Consider the following 22,920-nt stretch of genomic DNA (forward strand, 5'->3'; position numbering starts at 1 on the left):
GGGCTGCAAGCTTGTCAGCCCTGTGGATTTGAAGTATCCTTAGGCTAAGTTGTTTCGAATGGAAAACGGAAAAAAATATGCTACCGATATCAGGAGGTTTTATAGATCATGGCAAAAAAAGTGAAGTTTGACTACAGCACTGCCCTGCAATTTGTCAATCAGCATGAAGTGGACTATTTCGCTGAACCGATTCGTTTGGCTCACGAGCAGCTCCACAACGGAACAGGTACAGGATCGGATTATCTGGGCTGGATCGACCTGCCTACCGCTTATGACAAAGAAGAGTTTTCTCGTATTCAAAAAGCGGCTGCTAAAATCCAAAACGATTCTGAAGTACTGATCGTTATCGGTATCGGTGGATCATACCTTGGTGCACGTGCAGCGATTGAGATGCTTACGCATTCTTTCTACAACAACCTGCCTAAAGAAAAACGTAAAACGCCTGAAATCTATTTCGCAGGAAACAACATCAGCTCCACATATGTAACTCATTTGCTGGATCTGGTTGAAGGCAAAGACTTCTCCGTTAACGTCATCTCCAAATCCGGTACTACAACAGAGCCAGCGATTGCTTTCCGTATCTTCCGTGCAGCACTGGAGAAAAAATACGGTAAAGAAGAAGCTCGCAAACGTATCTATGCAACAACGGATAAAGAGCGCGGCGCACTGAAAAAACTGGCGAATGAAGAAGGCTATGAATCCTTTATTATCCCGGATGATGTAGGTGGACGTTACTCCGTTCTGACAGCTGTAGGTTTGCTGCCAATCGCAGCAGCTGGCATCAACATCGAAGAAATGATGCAAGGTGCGGCTGACGCTTCCAAAGAATACAGCAACCCGAACGTAGCGGAGAACGAAGCATATCAATATGCAGCTGTTCGTAACGCACTGTATCGTAAAGGTAAAGGAACAGAGATTCTCGTAAACTACGAGCCATCTCTGCACTTTGTATCCGAATGGTGGAAACAACTGTACGGAGAGAGTGAAGGTAAAGACTATAAAGGAATCTATCCTGCATCCGTTGATTTCTCGACTGACTTGCACTCCATGGGTCAATTCATTCAAGAAGGTAGCCGGAACATCTTCGAAACTGTGATTCAGGTTGCTGAAGTATCGGAGCACATCTCCATCGAAGCGGACCCGGATGATCTGGATGGTCTGAATTTCCTTGAAGGAAAAACGATGGACTTTGTTAACAAAAAAGCGTTCCAAGGAACACTGCTTGCACATACAGATGGTCAAGTACCAAACTTGATTGTGAACATTCCAGATATGTCTCCATATTCTTTCGGATATCTGGTATACTTCTTTGAAAAAGCATGCGGCATTAGTGGTTACCTGCTGGGAGTCAATCCATTTGACCAACCAGGCGTGGAAGCTTACAAGAAAAATATGTTCGCTTTGCTGGGCAAACCAGGCTTTGAAGAAGAGAAAGCAGCGCTTGAAGCGAGACTTTCCGAATAATTCATCGGTTTGCTCATATAGTTAATTAAGGTAATGTAATTACATTCGGGTAGTCGTTGTGAAGCAATGGTTCCCCGAATGTTAAACCAAGGCAGTTCGTCCGCGTCCGCGCGGAGAACTGCTTTCTTGTAAAATGGATCAAATTGGAAAGTTGGATAGGGATGATTGAACGTTATCGCACGGTTCGGGGACCGGGCAATCTGGAAATTGTAATCAAAAAGTCGCGATTTATCGGTCATATTATGCCGGTCACGACGGAAGAAGAAGCCAATGCTTTTATTGATGAAATCAAGAAAAAACATTGGAATGCTACTCATAACTGCTCGGCATATATGATTGGTGAGCGTGATGAGATCCAGAAGCAATCCGATGATGGCGAACCAAGCGGAACCGCGGGGAAACCCATTCTTGAAGTGATCAAAAATCAGCAATTGAAAAATGTGGCTATTGTTGTTACACGTTATTTTGGGGGAATTATGCTTGGAGCAGGTGGGTTAATTCGCGCTTATACGGATGGAGCAGTTGCAGCCATTGAAGCGGGGGAAGCGATTACCAAAGTGCTCCATCGTGAAGTGTTGGTTGAACTGGATTACACATGGCTGGGCAAAGTGGAAAATGAATTAAGGAGCCGGGAAGTCCGTACAGGTGAAACTGGATTCACCGATAAGGTTACGTTGACTTGTCTTCCGCCGGATAGTGAAACCGAGGCATTTGTGGCCTGGATCACAGATTTGACGCAAGGGCAATCCCGGATCACGGAGGGACAGCGGCTTTATTTTATTGAAGGGGAATAAAATATATGGCTAGAAGAGCAGTCGAACAGGAGTTGTCGAGGGAGCGGATACTGGAGGCGGCGAGGCATCTTTTTATTACCAAAGGATACCGCGCCATTTCGATGCGAAGCATCGGCCAGCATCTGGGCTATAGTCATGGGTCGCTGTATTATCATTTTAAGGAAAAGGCAGAGCTGTTTTATGCCATCGTGGTTGAAGACTTTAATCATCTGGGGCATTTGCTGCTGCAAGCCATGGTCAGGCCAGTCATGGGTGGCGTGAGCAAGGTGGAACATATCATGATGGAGTTTATTCGTTTTGGTTTGGAAAACCCGTATCAGTACGAGATCATGTTCATGATTCGAGATGAGGAATTGTTATCGTATTGTCGTACGGAGCAAGGAAGATGCTTTGAATTGTTTGCCTCCATTATTCGGCAATACATGAATGAAGAGGGATGTACGGAAGAGGATATTCAATGTGTACCACGTACGCTGTTTTTATCCATGCACGGATTCATATCGTATTATATTCAGGACCGTTTGACCTTTGCAGAGATTGAATCGGCTGCGTTGTCTCATGTCAAAGTACTCTGCCGAAATCTCCAACACCAGCCTGGCGTCCAATAAGGCGCTTTTGTCGCACTCCTACACTTCAGGGCGGTGAATTGTCATAACATTAATTCTTTATAACGTTGTCTCGCGAAAGTTTCTGCGAAGAATACCATGACAGGCGGATGATATCCCTAAAATAGGGTGGGCCGCCTGTTTTTTTATTTCGATTGATGCGATTCACTAGAAATGGGGTGTGATGAGGCTAGCCTTTCATGATTTTAAGGACATATTCCCGCTGACGAGGACCATCAAATTCGCAAAAATAGATGCCCTGCCATCTGCCAAGCAATAATCTGCCCTCATGTATAATCACCGTTTGTGATGGTCCGGTAGTGATTGATTTCAAGTGAGAAGCCGTATTTCCCTCCGCATGCCGATATTCGGGATGCTCCCAGGGATACACTTCGTTCAGGCGAAGCAGTACGTCATGTTTGACGTCCGGGTCAGCATTTTCGTTAATTGCTATGCCTGCTGTCGTATGTGGACAGTAAATCAAAACCGTTCCATTCTGCACACCGCTATCGCGGACAACCTGTTCCACTTCCCGCGTAATATCTTTCATCTCATCCCGTCTGGATGTCGATAGATTCTTCGTATATAACATATTACTTCACTCCTTTTGATATAAATTTGTCCTCTAGATTGTACCTTAACCATTACATATCAAACAAACCACGTATTACGATGTTATAACAATTACACGATAACGGAGAGGGCAGAAATAACCTGAAGAAGCGAAGCTAAAAGCTTTCTGAAAGAAAGCTGCATCGGAAGCATACGCTTCGCCTTTATCGACGGTTTTCTCCCTTTAGAAAAGGGAATCAAAGAAATCTGGAGATAACAGCGATCGGAAGGTTGTTCTGGCCGCGTAGTGGCAAGTGTAATTTTTATGAAATCATCTTAATGTACGCCACGATTTTATTCAATAAAAGCATTGACGATTAGCACTGCAAACTGGTAAAGTATCAGATAAGCAAAAAACCAAGTAGACTAATGGGAATAATAATAAAGTAATTAAATCCAACTTAGGAAAATCGTTGTACCAAACAGGAAGACTGCCGACCGGACATAGAACCGGAGGCTGGGAGGGAATGCAGCAATGAATACCGTTCTTCGTCACAAGGGATGGACTTGGGGATTCCGCAGTACCGTATTGTTATATTTTATCGTACTCATTGTACTTCCAATCATCGGTGTGTACGTCAATTCCTTCTCTGAAGGATGGAGCAACTTTATCCAAAGCATTATGGACCCCATCGCATGGAAAGCCGTGCTGTTAACGATCCGATTGGCAGTAATAGCGACGGTGATTAACGTCATACTGGGAACCATGATTGCCTGGGTGCTGACACGTTATCGCTTTTTGGGGAGGTCGTTTCTTAACAGTCTGGTAGATCTTCCTTTTGCTCTGCCAACAGCCGTTGGTGGACTGATGATTATGCTGCTCTTGGGTCCGGTCAGTGCCATTGGCAAACTGGCAGAGTCCATGGGGTTTGAAATTGTATTTCACCAGCCTGCGATTGTGATTGCGATGACCTTTGTTACGTTTCCATTTGTCATCCGTGCGGTGCAGCCTTTGCTTGAGGAGATTGATCCTTCGGAGGAAGAAGCATCCTACACGATGGGAGCATCAAAGGCCCGCACATTCAGGCAGGTCATTCTTCCATCCATGGCTCCGGGCATGATTAGTGGGGGAATGCTCGCCTTCTCCAGAGCACTGGCCGAATTTGGGGCTGTTGTGCTGGTGGCAGGCAATATTCCGGGAAGAACATTGACGGCTTCCGTATTTATTTACGGCGAGATCGAAAGTGACAATCCAACCGGTGCCGCGGCCGTTTCCGTACTGCTCTTAACACTCTCCTTTCTGATCCTCTGGCTCATTAATCTGGTGCAGATGCGGGGGAGAAGACGATGAGGAGACTATTAATCGGACTGACGTTTGCGGTGTTCATTATACTGCTGATCATCCCGCTTGGACGTATTTTTATTGGTGCATTTGAAGACGGGGCAGGAGGATTCCTGGATGGGCTGTTGCGCCCTGAGGCGCTACATGCCTTGATGATGACAGGACTTGTTGTACTTGTTGTCACGCTGTTAAATACATTGTTTGGCGTTATGATGGCTATCTATCTGGTTCGCGCCGGATGGCTGAGTGACCGGGTGAAAGGGCTGCTGAACAGCATTGTGGACCTGCCCTATGCCGTATCGCCAGTCATTGGCGGATTGATGATTGTACTACTGTTGGGTCCCAACAGCATTATGGGCGCTTTTTTTGAAGGCATTGGATTTAATGTGGTCTATGCCTTTCCGGGCATGGTCATTGCAACGTTGTTTGTCACTTTTCCACTGATGGTTCGAGAGGTGATGCCTGTCTTGCAGGAGCTTGGATCTCAGCAGGAAGAGGCTGCGTCGACGCTCGGTGCATACGGCTGGAGAACGTTCTGGAGTGTGACTTGGCCATCGATTCGCTGGGCAGTTGTGTATGGTCTTGTGTTGACGGTTGCACGCTCGCTTGGGGAATTCGGTGCAGTGCTGGTTGTATCGGGTAACATTATGAACAAAACGCAGACGGCAACAACGCTAGTATATCAGGATGTTGAGAATTTTAACGTTGCTGCCGCAAATGGTGTGGCATTGGTACTGGTTACCTTCTCCGTCGGGCTGCTGCTTATGATGGAATGGGCCAAGAAGCGAAAGGAAGTGCATTGAGATGCATGTGGAAGTCCGTGATCTGAACAAACATTTCGGTGATTTTCATGCGGTAAAAGATGTCTCGTTCGATATTGCCAAAGGCCATCTGATCGGTTTGCTGGGACCCAGCGGAGGTGGGAAAACTTCCATTCTGCGTATGCTTGCAGGGCTGGAGAACCCGGGTTCCGGAGAGATTCGTTTTCACGGAAAGGTCGTAAACCATCTGCCTCCGCAGGAGCGGGGAATCGGATTTGTATTTCAGAACTATGCCTTGTTCAAACATATGACGGTATTTGATAATATCGCCTTTGGACTCAAGGTCAAAAAGACACCCAAGGCCCAGATCCGTGATCGGGTCATGGAGCTGGTGGAATTGACGGGGCTGAAAGGTTTCGAACAGCGTTATCCACATCAGTTGTCTGGTGGACAGCGGCAGCGTGTCGCTTTTGCCAGAGCATTGGCCCCTGAGCCACAGCTGCTGCTGCTGGATGAGCCGTTTGCCGCCATTGATGCCAAGATCCGTCAGGAACTGCGTTCATGGCTGAGAGAGCTGATTGAGCGGGTAGGCATCACTTCAATTTTTGTAACTCATGACCAGGATGAAGCGATTGAAGTGGCAGACGAAATCATGATTATCAGCCAAGGCCGTTTGGAGCAAAAGGGTACCCCATGGGATATTTATAAAAACCCGGAGACTCCTTTTGTTGCCACATTTATCGGGGAATCCACTGTCGTGGAGGACGCTTCACAGCTTAAGGGCTTTGAACATGCAGTGGAAGGGGAGCGCACACGTGCGTTAATCCGGCCTGAGTATATCGAGATCGGTTTGAAGAACGAGTTTAGCATGCTGTCCGCTACTGAAAAGGGGATCGTCAGACACCTTCATTTCCGTGGAAGTGAATGGATGGTGGAAGTTGAAGTCGAGGGTCATAAACTCATAACGTATCGTTCCCTCGAAAAAACAACGCTGCAAGTCGGCCAACAGATCCGGGTGCTCGTTCATCGGGCATATCTGTTCAATGATACCCATAGCTGGGTTGTTGAGAACCGATTGAAGGAAGATCCAATGCCGGTCATCATCTAATCGAAGATCACTTGGTTCAGAATTGTTCTAGAATTTTGGAGAGAGGTGCTGCCCATGCAGACGATGAAGAAGAAAATCAACCCTTTATACGTTGTCCTCATGCTTCTGCTCGTCTGCATGACCGTTGGATGTAGCAAGCAGGAGGATGCAAGCGGACAGAGCGGAACCTCGACAGACGACCAATTCAATACATTGGTTATCGGTGCTTACAGTGTAGCCAAAGATGCCGTCGGAGAATTATTGCCCAAGTTCCAGGCAAAATGGAAAGCCAAGACTGGACAGACGGTTCATTTTCAAGAATCTTATGAAGCCTCCGGCACACAAGCAAGAGCCATTGTTGGTGGATTCGAAGCTGATGTTGCGCTTCTGGCGATGGAAAGTGATATCGATAAGCTGGTCAAAGCCGATCTGGTCAGTTCCAACTGGAAACAGGCACCGAATGATGGCATGATCACCCGCTCGATCGTTGTTCTGGGTACAAGAGCAGGCAACCCGCTGGGTATCCGTGATTTTGAAGATTTGACCAAGCCGGGGGTTAAGGTGCTGTATCCTAATCCCAAGACGTCAGGCGGAGCACAGTGGGACATTAATGCCATCTACGGTGCAGGGTTGAAGTTATCTGAGGAGGAGCAAGGGAAGAAAGATCCTGCCGTGGCGAAAGCTTTTCTGGAAAAAGTACATGAAAATGTCGAGTCACTGGATAAGAGTGGTCGATCCTCCATGGCGGCTTTTGAGTATGGCGTGGGTGACGTTATCGTTACGTATGAAAATGAATTGCTTGCCCGGATTGCCAAGGGTGTCAATTATGATATCGTAGTTCCCAAAAACACAATCCTGATTGAGAATCCGGCGGTTGTTGTGGACAAATATGCGGATAAGCATGGCAATCGTGAATTGGCGGAGGCGTTTATAGCCTATCTGCGAACACCGGAAGCACAGCGCATTTTTGCCAAGCACGGTTTCCGTTCGGTAGACCCTGAGGTGTTTGCAGAGACGAAGTCCTCGTTCCCAACGCCTGAAGGTCTGTTCGATATTAACTACTTGGGCGGATGGGACAAGGTACGCAGCACACTGTATTCCAAACGAGGCGTGTGGTACCAGGTGTTAGCCGGGTTGTAAGCCCGTACGAGCATCGTCCTGTTATTGAATTTCAGAAGATCAATGGCGATTCGAACCTTCATTTCACGATAAAAAGTGATATGGAGGTTTTTTGCATTGCTAGGCATTAATGTTATTTCATTTAAACCCGATAGGTTAAGTTGGAAAAAATCGTTGCAATTTGTCGAATCCTTGCCTATACTAGCTAACAGAACGTTAAATTACAGCGAGGGGAAATATCATAATGAAATCAAAAAAAATGTGGCTGTCATTGATGCTGGTTCTGGTTGTGGCAATCATGAGTGCATGCGGAAGCAGCGGTGATGGAACAAGTTCTTCGTCTAATACCGCGGAAAATACAGCGACAACCGATGATGGCCAACCGAAGGATGGCGGAAGCATCATCATTGCTGTTCAGGATGATCCTAAAGTGATGAATCCGATCTATGCGGGTGACCGTGTAACGTTGACGATTGATCAATCTTTATATGCTCCACTGTTCAATGTGAATGATGGCAAAAAAACGTATGTGCTCGCAGAGAGCGACAGCTTCTCTGATGATCACCTGACGTATACATTGAAGCTCAAAGACGGCCTGAAATGGCATGACGGACAACCTCTGACAGCGGATGATATTGTGTTCACCATGGATAGCATCCTTGATGAGAAACAGCACAGCTCTTCCCGTAGTCAGTATATTTTTGATGGCAAACCGGTTAAAGTTACCAAGGTGGATGACCTGACGGTGGAATTCAAATTGCCGGAAGTATCTGCTGCTTTTGAAGGAGCATTGGTTTCTTTCTCTCCAATCCCTAAACACATTTTCGAAGGCGAAGCGGATATTGAGAAAAGCGACAAAAACAACAATCCGATCGGTTCCGGGCCGTTCAAGTTCAAGGAATATCGTCCGGGCGAATACGTAACACTGGAACGTTTTGATGACTACTTTGCAGGCAAAGCTCATCTGGATAGCGTGACGTATCGTGTAGCGAAAGATCCAAATGCAGCGAACCTGGCTTTGCAAAACGGCGAGATTCAAATGCGTATGGTCGACACACAGGATTACAACAAATTGAACGACACAGGCAAATTCAACATGCTGACTTACCCGGAAGGCCGCTTGCAATACATGGTGTTCAACCTGAACGTGCCTTCGATGCAAAAGAAAGAAGTTCGTCAAGCCATCGCTTATGCTTTGGATAAAAATGAACTGATCACTGCTTCGTATTCCTCAGCTGATTTTGCTGAACCGGCTTCGTCGATTCTGACACCGGACACGCTGTACCAAACGGATGATGTTGAGAAATACGACTACAACGTGGAAAAAGCAAAACAATTGCTGGCTGATGCAGGCGTAAGCAACCTGAAATTGCGTCTTGCTTACACAAACACCAACAAACCGCAAACAAGCCAAGCGCTGTATATTCAGCAAAAGCTGAAAGACGTGGGTATTGAAGTGGAATTGCTGCCGATGGATGGAACGGCTTACGGTAACCGTACATTGGACATGAACAATACAGACTTTGAATTGTCCTTTGGTGGATACATCATGGGTTATGAGCCAGATGCTTATAAATCTCTCTTCCTGAGTGATGCGGCATACAACTACTCCCATTACAAAAATGCCGATTTCGACAAGCTGTGGAATGAAGCAGCCGTTCAAATCGATGAAACGAAACGCGGCGATTTGTACAAACAAATCCAACAAACGGTAGCAAACGAAATGACGGTATATCCAATCGCCTATACAAAAGCAGTAGTAGCAGTGGATAACACATACGGCGGCGTGGAGGATGCAAATCCAAAACCAGTTGTTATGCTTGAAGATCTGTCAAAAATCTATAAAAAATAATTATATAGAATGAAACGTATTGTTTGAAACCTATGGAGTACACAAAGAACGTAGAGGGCAGAAAAAATCTGGAGAAACGAAGTGTTCGCCTTTATCCCCAGATTTCCCCTTTTTATAAAGGAATCAAAGAAATCTGGTGATAACAGCGATCGTAAGATTGTTCCGTCATCGGAGTGGCCGATGTGAATCCTTGGTTCAATCCATATGCGTTCATTCTATATAACAAGCCAATAACGCCGGCCGCGAGGCCGGCGTTGATTCGGAGGTGCCCATGTGAACAACTATATTGTCCGAAGGATCGCACAAGCGATCCCTCTTCTTTTTGTAATCTCCATCGTATCGTTCACCTTGATCAAGCTGGCGCCGGGCGATCCGGTGCTTTCCTTTGTTACCCCGAATATGGGGGCAGAAGATGTGGAACGTATTCGGCAGAACCTTGGACTCGACCAGCCGATGTACGTTCAGTATGTTGTATGGCTCAAAAATGTACTATCTGGCGACCTTGGTTATTCACTGGTGAACCATCGCCCGGTAGCCGAAATGATTATTGAACGCTTGCCTGCTACGTTTGGATTAATGGGGGCATCGCTATTATTGTCTTTACTGATTTCCATTCCGCTGAGCATGATTGCAGGTTCGCGTCAAAACAGTTTGTTTGATCGTGGACTCAGTCTAATCTCGTATATCGGGATATCAATTCCAAGCTTCTGGTTCGGCATGATGCTGATCTATTTCTTTGCAGTGGAGCTGCACTGGTTACCAAGCATGGGTATGAGAACGGTGGGCATGGACTCTGCATGGGACATTATTAAACACGGCATTTTGCCATGTACAGTATTGACCTTCATGAACGTGTCCGTGTACATGCGCTATATTCGTTCGAATACCATTAGTCAACTGGAAGAGGACTATGTTCAGATCCAGTATGCCTATGGTGCAACGAAAGGAACCGTACTGCTTCGCCATGTGCTCAAAAATGTACTGCTGCCTGTAATCACCATTCTCGGTATGTCTTTGCCGGAGCTGATTGCTGGAGCGTTTATTACAGAGTCTGTTTTCTCATGGCCGGGAATGGGATCTCTGGGGATTTCAGCCGTTCACGGCTTGGATTATCCGATTATTATGGGCATTACGATGATGTCCTCTGTGCTGCTGGTTGTCGGAAACCTGGTAGCTGATATTTTATATGGCGTGGTAGATCCACGAATCAAGACAACGGGGTGAGACAAACATGAATTCAATGCGCTGGCGTAATTTACGGACGCAGTTCCGACAGCAGAAACTGGGCCTTGCGGCTGTCATCATATTGGGCATCTTTGTGCTCGCATCCCTGTTTGCGTTTCTGTCTCCGCATGATCCTAATGAAATTGTAGTCATGGAGCGGCTTCAACAACCAAGTGCAGATCACTGGTTTGGTACGGATGATTACGGACGGGATTATTTGGCCCGGGCGTTGTACGGAGGACGGGTATCTCTAGCCGTAGGTTTCCTGTCCATGGCAATCGCCGTTATTGTGGGAACACTTGTAGGTACGGTTAGTGGTTATTTTGGCGGCTGGGTGGATAATACGTTGATGCGTATTGTTGATGTGCTCATGTCGATTCCATCCTTCTTCCTGATGCTGATCCTGAACGCATATCTGAAGCCGGGGATCGGTACGATTATTGTCATTATCGGGGTGCTGAGCTGGATGAATATTGCCCGGATTGTCAGGGCTGAAGCGATGTCGGTTAAGCAGCGGGAATACGTACTGTATGCACGTGTATCGGGTCAAAAGCCCGGCCGGATCATCATGAAGCACATTATTCCCAACATTATTCCAACCATTATTGTTGCAGCAACCATCAACATCGCGAGTGCGATTCTGATGGAATCGTCGCTAAGCTTCCTCGGACTGGGTGTTAAACAACCTAATTCTTCCTGGGGCAGCATGTTGAATGATGCGCAGGGCTTTATTAGTGAAGCGCCGTATATGGCGATCTTCCCGGGACTGTTTATTTTGCTGACGGTGCTGTCGTTTAACTTCCTGGGGGATGTGTTCCGCGTAGCCTTCGAGCCCAAAGCGAACAAGCGATAAATGATTGAAGTTGAGTTGATCAAGTAGTGTTCTAGTGTGAAAATAATTTTTTTAACTTATATAATGGACAGCCCATATTATGTAAACAGCGGGGTGAATACAACAATGACAGATTTATTATCGGTCAAACAACTGAAAACGTCCTTTGCAACTCGGGAAGGTGAGGTACAGTCCGTCCGGGGTGTGAGTTTTACGTTAAAAGAAGGCGAAGTGGTTGGACTGGTCGGCGAGTCCGGCAGTGGCAAAAGTGTAACTGCCCGTTCGCTGATTCGGCTGATTCAGCCGCCGGGCCGGATTACGGATGGTCAGATTCTGTTCCGTGGAGAGGATCTGCTGACCAAGTCGGACAATGAGCTGCGCAAGATCCGGGGCAACCGCATCTCGATGATTTTTCAGGACCCGATGACATCACTTAATCCAGTAGTTCGTGTAGGCAAACAGATGACAGAGGTCATTCGTCGTCACCGGAAAATGGACAAGTCGGCTGCACGCAAGGAAGCGATTGAGTTGCTGCGGCAAGTGGGCATTCCTTCCCCGGAAGAACGAATTGACCAATATCCACACGAGTTCAGCGGAGGCATGAGACAGCGGGTAATGATCGCCATGGCCTTGTCCTGCAAGCCGGAGTTATTGATTGCCGATGAACCAACGACAGCGTTGGATGTGACTATTCAGGCACAGATTTTGCAGCTAATGCAGGAACTGAAAGATTCTACGCAGACGTCCATTCTGATGATTACGCATGATCTTGGTGTCGTTGCTCAGGTCTGCACCCGAGTGATTGTGATGTACGGGGGACTCATTATGGAAGAGGGACCAGTGGAGCGTATTTTCGCTCACCCGCAGCATCCGTATACTCAGGGATTACTGCGCTCCATTCCGAAGCACGGCGCCGAAGGTGAACGCCAGCGGCTGGCAACCATTGAAGGTACACCGCCCAATCTGCTTCATCCACCAACGGGATGTCCGTTTATGGAACGTTGCCCACATGCCATGGAAGTATGCAAACAGATGCCTGCGTATACCGAGACGGCACCCGGTCATCGAGCATTATGCTGGTTGCTGGACGATCAAGGTCGGGAACAACATCAAGTACAAGCAGGAGCAACGTCAGGGGAGGTGGACCAATGAGTACAGGAACCGATCAGCGCGAAGTGCTGCTGGACGTGCGTGGCCTGAAAAAATATTTTCCGGTACGCGGTGCTGGCAAAGGCAAAGACGTCGTGAAAGCTGTGGATAACGTCAGTTTTCATATTCACAAGGGAGAAACATTTGGACTGGTCGGTGAATCCGGCTGTGGCAAATCAACGACTGGACGCAGCATCGTAAGACTCTATGATGTGACGGACGGAAGCATTATGTTTGGCGGACAGGACGTTGCGAAGATGAATGAACGCCAGTTGAAGCCATTTCGCAAACGGATGCAGACGATTTTTCAGGACCCCTATTCTTCACTTAATCCGGGTATGAATGTCCTGCAGATTATAAGTGAACCGATGGAAATTCATAATTACGCTTCCAAGGCAGAGATGAAGGGGCGAGCGCTTGACCTAATGAACCGTGTAGGCCTGAAACCAGAGCACGCAGAGCGTTATCCACATGAATTCAGTGGGGGGCAGCGTCAGCGGATCAGTATTGCCCGTGCATTGTCGGTGAACCCGGAGTTCATTTTGTGTGATGAGCCGTTGTCCGCCCTGGATGTGTCCGTACAGGCACAGGTAGTCAACATGCTTGAAGATTTGCAGGCAGAGCTCGGACTGACCTATTTGTTCATTGCCCATGATCTGTCGATGGTACGTCATATCTCCAACCGAATCGGTGTGATGTATCGCGGTAAGCTGGTGGAAGTTGCACCCACAGAAGAACTGTATCGTAATCCGGTACATCCGTATACTCAGGCTTTGCTGGCGGCAATTCCTGTACCTGATCCAAGCGTCCGTAACGTGATGCCGCCAATCTACAGTGGCGATACCGACCCATCCGCTCGGAAACGGGATGAAGAACCGGAGTGGATGGAAGTTTCGCCTGGACACTTTGTATCCGGCTATCGGGACAGGATATAATGGATTAGAAATATCAATATCAATGGAATCATGATATACAGTGACAGGAAGGTGTGAGTTGGATGAGCGCTGAGTTTAAGTTGTCGCAAAATACAGCTATTCGGTTGGAACAGGCTCGTGGCAAAGGCATGTCCGATGCCGAAATTCTGAAGGCTATACAGGCTAAAGATGTGTCTGCTTTTGATGCCGTATCTGAGGAGCACTACAGATATGATGATCTTTTCTCCTATGCAGACGAGCATGGTGAGAATCTGGAAGGTGCGGTTAAAGACGGCTACCGGATTACCTTTAACACTCGTGGTGGGCTGGGCATCTACTTGCAAAAGTCCTTTGGATTACAGCCGGAGCAAGACTTCACTGTTGGTGAAGGCATCGTAACCGGATTGAAATTAAAACCGGAGCAGGCAGATGTGCTGGCCAAACGCCTTGCATCAAACTGGGTCATTACCGAGTCAAAGGAAGTGCCTGAGGGTCAGGAATTGACGTTGAAGCTGCGGGCTTTGGTTTAGCTGATAGCGTAACAAAGGATATGAAGTTGGACTGCTACATGTCAGACAACGGAGACTGTCCCGTTTGCAGTGAATAACTGCGGCGGGATGGTCTTTTTTTTTGCAAATACAGAGGTGGGAGATTACAATCTACATATCCATATCATTAATTGGATGGAACATGAATTTGGGATGCATTGCTTCCGGGGTAGAGAGGGGACTTTTCATAATGAATCAGCTAACATTTCTGGGAACCGGGGATGCGATGGGTGTTCCGCGGGTGTATTGTAATTGTGACGTCTGCACAGAAGCCCGCCTTACGGGGATCAATCGCCGCAAACGTGCTGCTGTTTTGATCCATAGTGATGGCGAGTACGAACCATTCATGATTGACTGCGGACCGGACTGGAGGTCACAGATGGAAGACCAAGGGATGCGGATGGTGCAGACGCTGCTGATCACACATGCGCATTTTGATCATATTGGAGGCCTGCCTGAATGGGCAGATGCGTGTCGCTGGTTGGGTGTAAAAGGGCAGTTGTATGCACCACGGGAGGTGATTGCGACCATCCAAAGTCAATTTCCATGGCTCGGTCGCCATATGGATTTTCTGGAAACGGATGCGGATATCGAGCTCAGTGGATGGAAGGTGCACTCCTGGAAAGTATGCCACGGTCGTAATGGCTATTCGTATGCGTATCGACTGGAACGTGAAGGGTACAGCTGGGCATATTGCTCGGATGCCATTGATCTGAAGGCTTCGGAGAAGCAGCCGTTGTACGGGCTGGATCTGCTGGTCCTTGGAACGAGCTTTGTTCATGAACTTGCGGAATTCTCCACCCGCTCAGTGTACGATATGGTTGAGGCGCAGGAGCTGTTGCAGGATTTGAAGCCGGGTCAGACCTATTTTACACATATGTCTCACGACGTGGATATACGCCAGAATTATGATTTGGATCAAGGGATTGCGCTGGCACTTACCGGTCTGACGATACCTCTTGAGAAACATATAATATGAAGTAGGATTCACACGATAACGAAAGAGTGACAAGTAAACAAAAAAATAAATTCAGAAGAGCGTATCCTTTGCCGGATGTTCTTCGTTTACATAGTGTAAGACCATTACAGCAAGTGAATTGAAGCAAGATCAATCAGGAACCAACAAAGGGGGGCCCAAAACATGGCCTTTGTGAAGTCCGTGGATTGCAGAATCAACAGACCACATGATGATAAACCGATTGAACCCTATAACCATTCCGGTGTTCAATCCGGGTATACGTTAGAGCAAACGATTGAAGCTGCGCTTCCGAGCCTGCTGGGCTCGTTGTACGCCTACTGTATGTCATTAACTGGTTCAGTCTGGGAGACGGAGGATCTGGTTCAGGATACATGTGTTAAAGCATTATCCTCTTCAGCTGCCCGAAGAACGGGAATGACAGCGGACATGAACTGGGAAGCCTATCTCATCCGTGTTGCACGCAACACCTGGATTGACGCCATACGGAAGCGTGAGAACTTGGCAAGCAAATTGGAAAGCATGAAGCCATTTATGCAGGAATTTGAGGAAGAAGAGCGATTCGAGGAAGTCGAGTCAGCTGTTCAAATCCTTGTGGATGAACTGCCACCGTGGCAGCGAGCGATATATATGTTACGTGATTTGATGGGATACACGACGGTAGAGACTGCTGAACTGTTGGACACGACTGAAGGTGCGGTCAAAGCCGCCCTTAGTCGTGCCCGTTCTGCCCTGGCGAAAGTGAGGCACAGTCTGAACGAAACGGATGCTGATCAGACGAATCAATTGGAAGAACATCAGCAAAACCGGGATGAACTGCGCAGTTATTTGCTGGCGTTTCGCAGTGGTGATACAGCCCGTTTAATTGATTTATGCCTGAATCAGACCGATGATCCGATAGCTGTGGCGGGAACGATTTTGCAGCAGACTCTGCCGTCTCAATCGATGCAGCCAGTGATGTACAGTTATTCAAGCTCCGGTACGAATTTCATGTCGTATGGGGGAGGATATACGGTCAGCATGGTTGCGTAAACCGGGGAGGCAAAATGCATGAACGTGGTACCTTATGTTGTTGAACAGACAGCCCGCGGAGAGCGGAGCTATGATATTTATTCCCGTTTGCTGAAAGATCGGATCATTATGGTATCCGGGGAAATTGAGGATCAGATGGCCAATGCGATCGTGGCCCAGTTGCTGTTTCTGACCGCAGAGGACCCGGAGAAGGATATCCAGATGTATATCAACAGTCCGGGGGGTTCCGTGACTGCCGGATTCTCCATCTATGACACGATGCAATTCGTGAAACCTGACATCTCTACGATATGCACAGGCATGGCGGCCAGCTTCGGCACGATCCTGCTGGTTGGTGGAACAAAAGGGAAACGGCTGGCATTGCCAAACAGCGAAATCATGATTCACCAGCCGCTTGGCGGAACACGGGGGCAGGCCTCGGATATGCTGATTCACGCCAACCGGATTATCCAGCACCGTCAGCGCCTCAACAAGCTGCTTGCTGATCATACGGGACAGCCGATGGAGCGGATTGAGAAGGATACCGACAGAGATTACTTCCTGACCGCTGCGGAAGCCGTCGAGTATGGACTAGTGGATAAGGTGATATCCAGTACGTAAGTAAAGTAACAATACGTGCTAAGAAACACGACTAAAAAAAGCAAGAAAAATGAACAGCAAAGTAGCCCGAGAGGTCATTCGACTTTTCGGGCTACTTTGCTGTCTTGTCTGGATTGGAAAAAGAATCTACGAATATTGACTAAATCCATGTATAGTGTGTATATTATATATATACACCATACATGGATTGGATTGTTGAAACGAGTGAGGTGAGAGAACATTAAAATACTAATATCAAACGCTTCAAGCGATCCGATCTACATACAGATTCTGACCCAGATTAGACAGAGCATTTTAAGCGGGGAACTGGTTGCAGGGGAGAGTCTCCCCTCAATCCGTCAACTTGCGAAGGATCTGCAGGTCAGCGTAATTACAACCAAACGTGTCTATGAGGAGCTGGAGAAAGAGAAGCTGATTGATTCTGTCGTAGGCAAAGGCAGTTTTGTCTCCGGGGCCAATCAGGATTTTATTCGGGAACAGCGGCTGAAGCGAATGGAAGAGAAAATGCTCGATATCCTTCGTGAGAGCAAGGAACTGGGCATGAGTGCTCAGGAAGTAGTTAAGCATTTTACGTTGTTAGTGGAGGAGGAACACACATGACGAACGCAATTGAATTGCGCAACCTATCGAAAACGTACCCCTTATTCAAACTGGATCAGATATCTTTGGATGTAAAACAAGGGTATATTACCGGACTTATCGGACCGAACGGGGCGGGGAAAAGTACACTGATCAGCCTGATCACCGGATTGATTCGTCCGGACTCCGGGAGCATCAGAACGTTGGGAAACGCGGTGCCTGCTCAGGAAGTTAACGTTAAGGAGCGCATTGGTATTGTTTCAGATGAGTGTTTCTATTATGAGCACCTTACGATACGTGAAATGAAAAGCATGATTGCTCCCTTTTATAAGAAATGGGATGAAAGGCAATTTAACAGCTATCTGGAGCAATTCGAATTGTCTCCCAAAAAGAAGATTCAGGAACTGTCCAAAGGGATGAAAATCAAATTTTCACTGGCTGTCGCTTTATCTCACAATGCAGAGCTGCTTATTATGGATGAGCCGACATCCGGACTTGATCCTGTGTTTCGAAGAGAACTGCTTGACCTGCTTTCAGATATGATACAGGACGAAACCAAATCCATTATTTTCTCGACTCATATTACAACCGATTTGGAGCGTATAGCAGACTATATTACGTTCATCAATAAAGGAAGAATTGTGTTTAATGAAGCAAAGGATGATGTGCTTGAAAAGTACACGATCGTAAAAGGGGACATGAAGCTGCTTGATGCGGACACCCGAAGACAATTCGTCGGAATCCGTGAGACAGCGGTCGGTTTTGAAGGCTTGGCAGATAACAGGGCGGAGGTAGAGCAGTTATTTGGTAGTCACGCTCTTTTACACAGACCCTCTCTCGAAGACCTCATCTATTTTACGGCCAAGGGGGAACGGCATCATGCTTAACTTGCTTCGCAAAGATTATATCGCTTTAAAAAGTTCATTATGGATGATTATTTTTTATTTTGTTGTATTCAGTGTCGCATTTATCCCGACAGTCGAAATGTCGATGTATTTTGTAGGGATCTATACCGCTTTCGGTTCGATCATGCTTGCAACCATGATTGATATCAAAAACCATAATCATAAATTTCTTGTCACGCTTCCGCTTAGCCGTAGAAACATTGTGCAAGCGAAATATCTGTCTGCCGTTCTCTATACGCTTTTTGGCGTTTTCGCTTCGTCTGGCGCTCACTGGCTTGTTAACTTCCTTTTCCCCGAACTGAACAAGCCCAACTTTTCGGTACTGGACATCCTGATTTCGGTTGGAATGGTGCTCGTTTTAATTTCGATCTATATGCCTCTTTTTTACGCCCTTAGTAAAAAGGGAGCTGGAATCATTAATACGGTATTCATGTTCGTTCTTATTATTTTAGCGCAACCTGTTGCCTCGCTCATGAGTATGGCAGGCGAGAACGGAATGGGTCGTGCTTCGGTTTATATTTTTGTTTCAGTTTGCGTTGTTCTGTTGTTTATTGCCTCCTATTTTGTAACAGTCCGTCTGTTTGCAAGGAAGGATCTATAGGATGAATGGAGTAGAATTTTAATAAAAAATAAAAACATCAGCTTTCTGTTTAGTCTGGCATTCGAGATGACAGAGCTCAAAAGGGGCTGTCTCAAAAGGAATACGCCTCGATCCAAGCGCTAACGAACCTACCACACCTTAAAAGCTAGATCATCAACGGTTGCAAAATTTAACGAACCTCAGTAACGCTATTTCGTCATAAAAGGGCTTCAAAACCTAAAAAATCAATGAATGGACGAAATAACGTCTCTGTGATTCGTTAGATCTCAGATCTTGGCAAATGGGAGCGAATAGCGTGTATCAGGTTCATTAAAACAAAATAACACTAAAAGAGGATGTCCCCCGTCATATTCATGACTTATGGGACATCCTCTTTTATGTTTGCACAAGATGCATCATCCTCTCAACCTGCCAGACAAAGCTATACGTTAATTTGCATTTGCAGAATTTGCAACGTGTCATCACGTATTTTCAGCCAATGCAATCAGCCTGCTCATACCTTCCCGGATCTGCTGCTCATGCGCATAGGAGAAGGAGAGGCGCAGCTTGCGACTGGCGGCCGCATCGGAAGGATCGAACACTGTTCCCGGCACAAAAGCGACGGAATGCTCCATGCATCGGTGAAGCAGGCGCCCTGTGTCGACTCCCTCCGGAAGCTCCACCCAGATGTTAAGTCCACCCTTGGGACGGGTCCATGCCCACTCTGTTTCCTGAAGGCATTGTTCCATCACTTCCATCCGCAGCTGAATGGCAGTGCGCAGCTTGGACAGGTGCTGATGCATGCGTGGGGACTGAAAATAACGGAGAAAAAGCTTCTGATTCAGCAGAGGTGATCCGTTATCTGTCAGTGCTTTGACGGCCTGTAATCCCGGCATGAACCGGGGACGGCACATGATTGCGGCAATCCGTAGACCCGGTACGACATATTTGCTATAGCTGCGAATATAGAGTGTATGCCCTGTAGTATCGTATGTGAAGATCGGCGCAGGAGGCTTCTCCTTGAAATAGATATCATAGGTGCTGTCGTCTTCCACCAGAAAACATCCGTACTGTTCCGCCAGCTCAGGTAATTGTTTGCGCTGCTCGGTCGGGATGTTGATACCTGTAGGGTTATGGAAGGTCGGCGTCATATAAAATACTCTTGGCTTTTCCTGCTTCATCAGGCGTTCAATCTGTTCCAGATCATAACCCTCCGGGTGAACATCGGTAAAAATCAACCTTGCGCCCTGTTTGCGGAAAATTTCCATCGCAGGCCCGTACGTTGGCCGCTCCATGAGCACACGGTCACCGGGTCTGACGAGACTTCGTGAGATGACATCAATGGCCTGCTGTGCACCAGAAGTGATAAGAACTTCATCGGCCGAGATATAGAAGCGTTCCTTGGTCGTGAGATGACTTGCCAAGGCACTCCGCAGCTCCAGATCTCCTTGAATCGTGGAATATGTACCGAGCAGACGGGGGTATATATCCAGCAAATCCCGCATCAGTTCTCCCCAATAACGGTTTGGCAGCAAGGCAGGGTCGATTAATGATTTGGAAAATTGGTACTCCGCCTCCAGGGAGTGCACGCGGGCAAGTGAATCCCAGTGCAACCAGGCAGACACTGCCGGGTCATCGGCCTGATCCGTCACAGGAGAAGGGGCGGCAGGACTGACAAAATAACCGGACTTATCCTTGACGTAAACGTTCCCGCGATCCTTTAATTCCTGGTAAGCCTTGAAAACGGTAAGACGATGTACACCGAGCAGCTCAGACAGGCTCCGCACAGACGGCAGCTTCTCATGCTCTTTCCACTCTCCGGCTTCGATCCGTACAACCAGATAATGTACCACTTGCTCATATAGTTTAAGGCTGTTATCTGTCATCATAATGGCTTTGCCCACCCGGCTCACGCTCCTTTTGAACTCCATTGTAACAGTAAACGGGAACTAACTGTTCTGTTTTATTCATTCTGTTCTGTAGACAATGCTATATGATGGAGAACAGATGAAGGAGGGGCTAGCATGGTTGCATTAGCATTTACCGTAATGTGTCTTATTTTTGGAACAACGTTTCTAGTGATTAAAATTGGCGTGGAGGCAGGCATGCCGCCTTTTCTGTCGGCCGGACTACGTTTTATCATTGCAGGTGCTCTAATGTTTGCATGGATGTGGATGAAAGGGAAAGTGAACCTGTCTTTACTATGGCGGAAAGAGATGCTCTTGACGGGGGCCGGATTGACGTTCGGGACCTTTGCGACCTTATATTGGGCTGAGCAATATGTGAGCTCGGGTGTTGGTGCGATTCTGTCCGCAACAGGGCCACTGATGATTATGGTGATGCAGACAGCGCTGTTGCGTCAAAAAACGTCTGCACGCATGATTGCGGGATGCCTGATCGGTTTTGCCGGGGTTATCCTCGTTGTATTGCCGGGTGTATCGATTGGTGGTAATTCCCTGTGGCTATGGGGCTGTATTGCCGTATTGGTGGGTGAAGTCTGTTACTCTGCAGGAGCGTTGTACTCCAAAAAGGTCATTAACCAGTTTAAGGAGGCTAATCCTGTAGCGATCAACGCGGTGCAAATGATGTACGGAGGATTGCTTTTATCCGGGCTTTCGGCGGTGACGGAATCATGGAATACTACTGGACTGGATTGGGCCCCAGCCATCTCGTCCCTGATCTATTTGACCGTGATCGGATCGATGGTAGGACACAGCTTGTTTTATTGGATTATGTCTCGTACTAGCCCTTTGTTCCCGGCGACATGGCTGTACATTTCGCCACCGATTGCAGTCGGTCTTGGGGCTGTTCTCTACAATGAGCATGTAAGCTGGGTTACGTGGGTCGGCGTTGTGCTGATTGTTTCAGGTTTGCTGGCGATGAATGAGAAAGTGATGGGCTGGTTGAGAAAAAGAAAACGTACCGGTCCATTGGTCCAGGCCTCCAAAACTGTGGTAAAGTAGGTGAAGCGTAATTCAGCACAGGAATAGGCGAAGAACCATTCTGAACAGGCAGAGACTTGGGCCAACTTTACTGTTTGCAGGAGTATGATGAGAAATACATTAATGTAAGAAATTAAATATCTCGGGCTACGTCATCGCAAGATGTCGTAATCTGGGATTTTTTCGTTCAGGCTAGGTAAAGTAGAGTGTGAATGAGATAGGTATTAAAGAAAATGAACTCAAATATTATACTGCGAAGATAGCAGTATAGGTACAATGGATGTAATAACATCCGATATTATTTTGTATGCCAATGCATTTGAAGTAAATAGGCGCTCAGCGTCCCAGCGGGCAGCAACTTTCGCAAAGGTTGAATCAAAATCATATTTCACTTTTTTAACTGTAGAATTAAAATGTTCCTGCTGCCAATATTGCTTTGCGGATTGCTTGCTCCTTAATTCTTTTTGCTTGATCTGGCCCCTCACTGATCCCTTCAATAAAAATAGCCTGAACGTCATCAATCCCCTGTAATTTCATAACAGAATGGATATAACTGTGACTGTATTCAACATTTTCAAACTTTCCGTGTGAAAGAACTGTTCCTGAAGCTTGAATGTGCATTACTTTTTTCCCTTGCTGAGTTCCAATCAGTCCGGACAAACCGCGAAGCCCATTGTCTGCTCGCTTAATAGTTCCACCTATAATCGTAACTGCATCGATGTAGTCTTTCAGCACAGAAGGAAAAGAATAATTCCATACAGGGTTTACTATAATAATTTTATCCGCATCCATGAACTGTTTCAGTATCTCACGCAGCCGTACTGCTTTTTGTTTGGTCTCTTCGTTTAATGCTTCAAAAGTTGGTCCACTTAGTGGTTGTCCCCAATGGCTTAGAATATCAGCATCAATTCTTGGAAGATCCATGCGGTATAGATCCAAATGTATTACTTCATCCCCAGAGTTAAGCGCCTGGTAGGTCTCAATAAATTGTTTGCCGACCGATAAACTGTAGGTATCCTCTTTCATAGGATGTGCAGTAATGTACAGTACAGTTGCCATAAAA

At 47.0% G+C, this 22,920-nt stretch carries 23 protein-coding genes; 20 read left to right on the forward strand and 3 right to left on the reverse strand.

The window, feature by feature from the left end:
- Positions 1–108 precede the first annotated feature (108 nt).
- From MHB49_RS08100 to MHB49_RS08110, 3 genes are all read left to right on the forward strand, one after another.
- Entirely contained in the window at positions 109–1,464 is a 1,356-nt protein-coding gene (locus tag MHB49_RS08100) for a glucose-6-phosphate isomerase (protein ID WP_405155729.1), read from the forward strand.
- A 161-nt stretch (positions 1,465–1,625) separates the two neighbouring features.
- A complete protein-coding gene (locus MHB49_RS08105) occupies positions 1,626–2,258 on the forward strand; it encodes a YigZ family protein (RefSeq protein ID WP_247901348.1) in 633 nt (210 codons plus the stop codon).
- 5 nt (positions 2,259–2,263) lie between these two features.
- A complete protein-coding gene (locus MHB49_RS08110) occupies positions 2,264–2,866 on the forward strand; it encodes a TetR/AcrR family transcriptional regulator (protein ID WP_063564400.1) in 603 nt (200 codons plus the stop codon).
- A gap of 187 nt (positions 2,867–3,053) precedes the next feature.
- Here MHB49_RS08110 and MHB49_RS08115 read toward each other — a convergent pair whose 3' ends face one another.
- Positions 3,054–3,455, reverse strand: coding sequence for a secondary thiamine-phosphate synthase enzyme YjbQ (locus MHB49_RS08115; RefSeq protein WP_247901349.1), 402 nt, complete (start codon positions 3,453–3,455; stop codon positions 3,054–3,056).
- Between the two features lie 495 nt (positions 3,456–3,950).
- Here MHB49_RS08115 and cysT point away from each other — a divergent pair, with 495 nt between their 5' ends.
- The 16 genes from cysT (at position 3,951) to MHB49_RS08195 (ending at position 18,936) form a co-directional block, all read left to right on the forward strand.
- Positions 3,951–4,766, forward strand: coding sequence for a sulfate ABC transporter permease subunit CysT (gene cysT / locus MHB49_RS08120; RefSeq protein WP_247901350.1), 816 nt, complete (start codon positions 3,951–3,953; stop codon positions 4,764–4,766).
- The gene (locus MHB49_RS08125) at positions 4,763–5,560 is read left to right on the forward strand and encodes a sulfate ABC transporter permease subunit (protein ID WP_405155730.1); all 798 of its coding nucleotides are present in this window, start codon (positions 4,763–4,765) and stop codon (positions 5,558–5,560) included. Before cysT ends, MHB49_RS08125 begins: the two co-directional genes overlap by 4 nt.
- Position 5,561: 1 nt before the next feature.
- Positions 5,562–6,626 carry a sulfate/molybdate ABC transporter ATP-binding protein gene (locus tag MHB49_RS08130; RefSeq protein WP_405155731.1) on the forward strand — a complete coding sequence of 355 codons (1,065 nt, stop codon included), beginning with the start codon at positions 5,562–5,564 and terminating at the stop codon, positions 6,624–6,626.
- Positions 6,627–6,680: 54 nt separating this feature from the next.
- The gene (locus MHB49_RS08135; RefSeq protein ID WP_405155732.1) at positions 6,681–7,745 is read left to right on the forward strand and encodes a sulfate ABC transporter substrate-binding protein; all 1,065 of its coding nucleotides are present in this window, start codon (positions 6,681–6,683) and stop codon (positions 7,743–7,745) included.
- A gap of 223 nt (positions 7,746–7,968) precedes the next feature.
- Entirely contained in the window at positions 7,969–9,576 is a 1,608-nt protein-coding gene (locus MHB49_RS08140) for an ABC transporter substrate-binding protein (RefSeq protein WP_405155733.1), read from the forward strand.
- A 273-nt stretch (positions 9,577–9,849) separates the two neighbouring features.
- Positions 9,850–10,800: an ABC transporter permease gene (locus MHB49_RS08145; protein WP_062326882.1), complete on the forward strand. Its 951-nt coding sequence runs from the start codon at positions 9,850–9,852 to the stop codon at positions 10,798–10,800.
- A 7-nt stretch (positions 10,801–10,807) separates the two neighbouring features.
- Complete coding sequence (locus MHB49_RS08150; protein WP_113051907.1) at positions 10,808–11,653, forward strand: ABC transporter permease; 846 nt, start codon at positions 10,808–10,810, stop codon at positions 11,651–11,653.
- Between the two features lie 105 nt (positions 11,654–11,758).
- Positions 11,759–12,784: an ABC transporter ATP-binding protein gene (locus tag MHB49_RS08155; RefSeq protein ID WP_405155734.1), complete on the forward strand. Its 1,026-nt coding sequence runs from the start codon at positions 11,759–11,761 to the stop codon at positions 12,782–12,784.
- Positions 12,781–13,716 carry an ABC transporter ATP-binding protein gene (locus MHB49_RS08160; protein WP_247901355.1) on the forward strand — a complete coding sequence of 312 codons (936 nt, stop codon included), beginning with the start codon at positions 12,781–12,783 and terminating at the stop codon, positions 13,714–13,716. Before MHB49_RS08155 ends, MHB49_RS08160 begins: the two co-directional genes overlap by 4 nt.
- 62 nt (positions 13,717–13,778) lie before the next feature.
- The gene (locus tag MHB49_RS08165; RefSeq protein ID WP_247901356.1) at positions 13,779–14,225 is read left to right on the forward strand and encodes a hypothetical protein; all 447 of its coding nucleotides are present in this window, start codon (positions 13,779–13,781) and stop codon (positions 14,223–14,225) included.
- A 208-nt stretch (positions 14,226–14,433) separates the two neighbouring features.
- Positions 14,434–15,222, forward strand: a complete 789-nt coding sequence (locus MHB49_RS08170) for an MBL fold metallo-hydrolase (protein ID WP_405155735.1) — start codon at positions 14,434–14,436, stop codon at positions 15,220–15,222.
- A 162-nt stretch (positions 15,223–15,384) separates the two neighbouring features.
- Positions 15,385–16,251, forward strand: coding sequence for an RNA polymerase sigma factor (locus MHB49_RS08175; protein WP_405155736.1), 867 nt, complete (start codon positions 15,385–15,387; stop codon positions 16,249–16,251).
- Positions 16,252–16,269: 18 nt separating this feature from the next.
- Positions 16,270–16,851, forward strand: a complete 582-nt coding sequence (gene clpP / locus MHB49_RS08180) for an ATP-dependent Clp endopeptidase proteolytic subunit ClpP (RefSeq protein WP_062326868.1) — start codon at positions 16,270–16,272, stop codon at positions 16,849–16,851.
- Between the two features lie 219 nt (positions 16,852–17,070).
- On the forward strand, positions 17,071–17,451 hold the full coding sequence (locus MHB49_RS08185; RefSeq protein WP_405157079.1) for a GntR family transcriptional regulator: 381 nt from the start codon (positions 17,071–17,073) through the stop codon (positions 17,449–17,451).
- Positions 17,448–18,317 carry an ABC transporter ATP-binding protein gene (locus tag MHB49_RS08190; protein ID WP_405155737.1) on the forward strand — a complete coding sequence of 290 codons (870 nt, stop codon included), beginning with the start codon at positions 17,448–17,450 and terminating at the stop codon, positions 18,315–18,317. Before MHB49_RS08185 ends, MHB49_RS08190 begins: the two co-directional genes overlap by 4 nt.
- Complete coding sequence (locus MHB49_RS08195) at positions 18,310–18,936, forward strand: ABC-2 transporter permease (RefSeq protein WP_405155738.1); 627 nt, start codon at positions 18,310–18,312, stop codon at positions 18,934–18,936. Before MHB49_RS08190 ends, MHB49_RS08195 begins: the two co-directional genes overlap by 8 nt.
- A 461-nt stretch (positions 18,937–19,397) precedes the next feature.
- Here the strand turns inward: MHB49_RS08195 and MHB49_RS08200 are convergent, their stop codons facing one another.
- Entirely contained in the window at positions 19,398–20,846 is a 1,449-nt protein-coding gene (locus tag MHB49_RS08200) for a PLP-dependent aminotransferase family protein (RefSeq protein ID WP_405155739.1), read from the reverse strand.
- Between the two features lie 93 nt (positions 20,847–20,939).
- Between MHB49_RS08200 and MHB49_RS08205 the strand changes: the two genes are divergently transcribed.
- Positions 20,940–21,878: a DMT family transporter gene (locus MHB49_RS08205; protein WP_405155740.1), complete on the forward strand. Its 939-nt coding sequence runs from the start codon at positions 20,940–20,942 to the stop codon at positions 21,876–21,878.
- Between the two features lie 387 nt (positions 21,879–22,265).
- Here MHB49_RS08205 and MHB49_RS08210 read toward each other — a convergent pair whose 3' ends face one another.
- Positions 22,266–22,916, reverse strand: coding sequence for an FMN-dependent NADH-azoreductase (locus MHB49_RS08210; RefSeq protein ID WP_405155741.1), 651 nt, complete (start codon positions 22,914–22,916; stop codon positions 22,266–22,268).
- Positions 22,917–22,920 lie beyond the last annotated feature (4 nt).

It is taken from the genome of Paenibacillus sp. FSL K6-0108, assembly GCF_045040695.1.
Lineage (GTDB): Bacteria > Bacillota > Bacilli > Paenibacillales > Paenibacillaceae > Paenibacillus > Paenibacillus pabuli_B.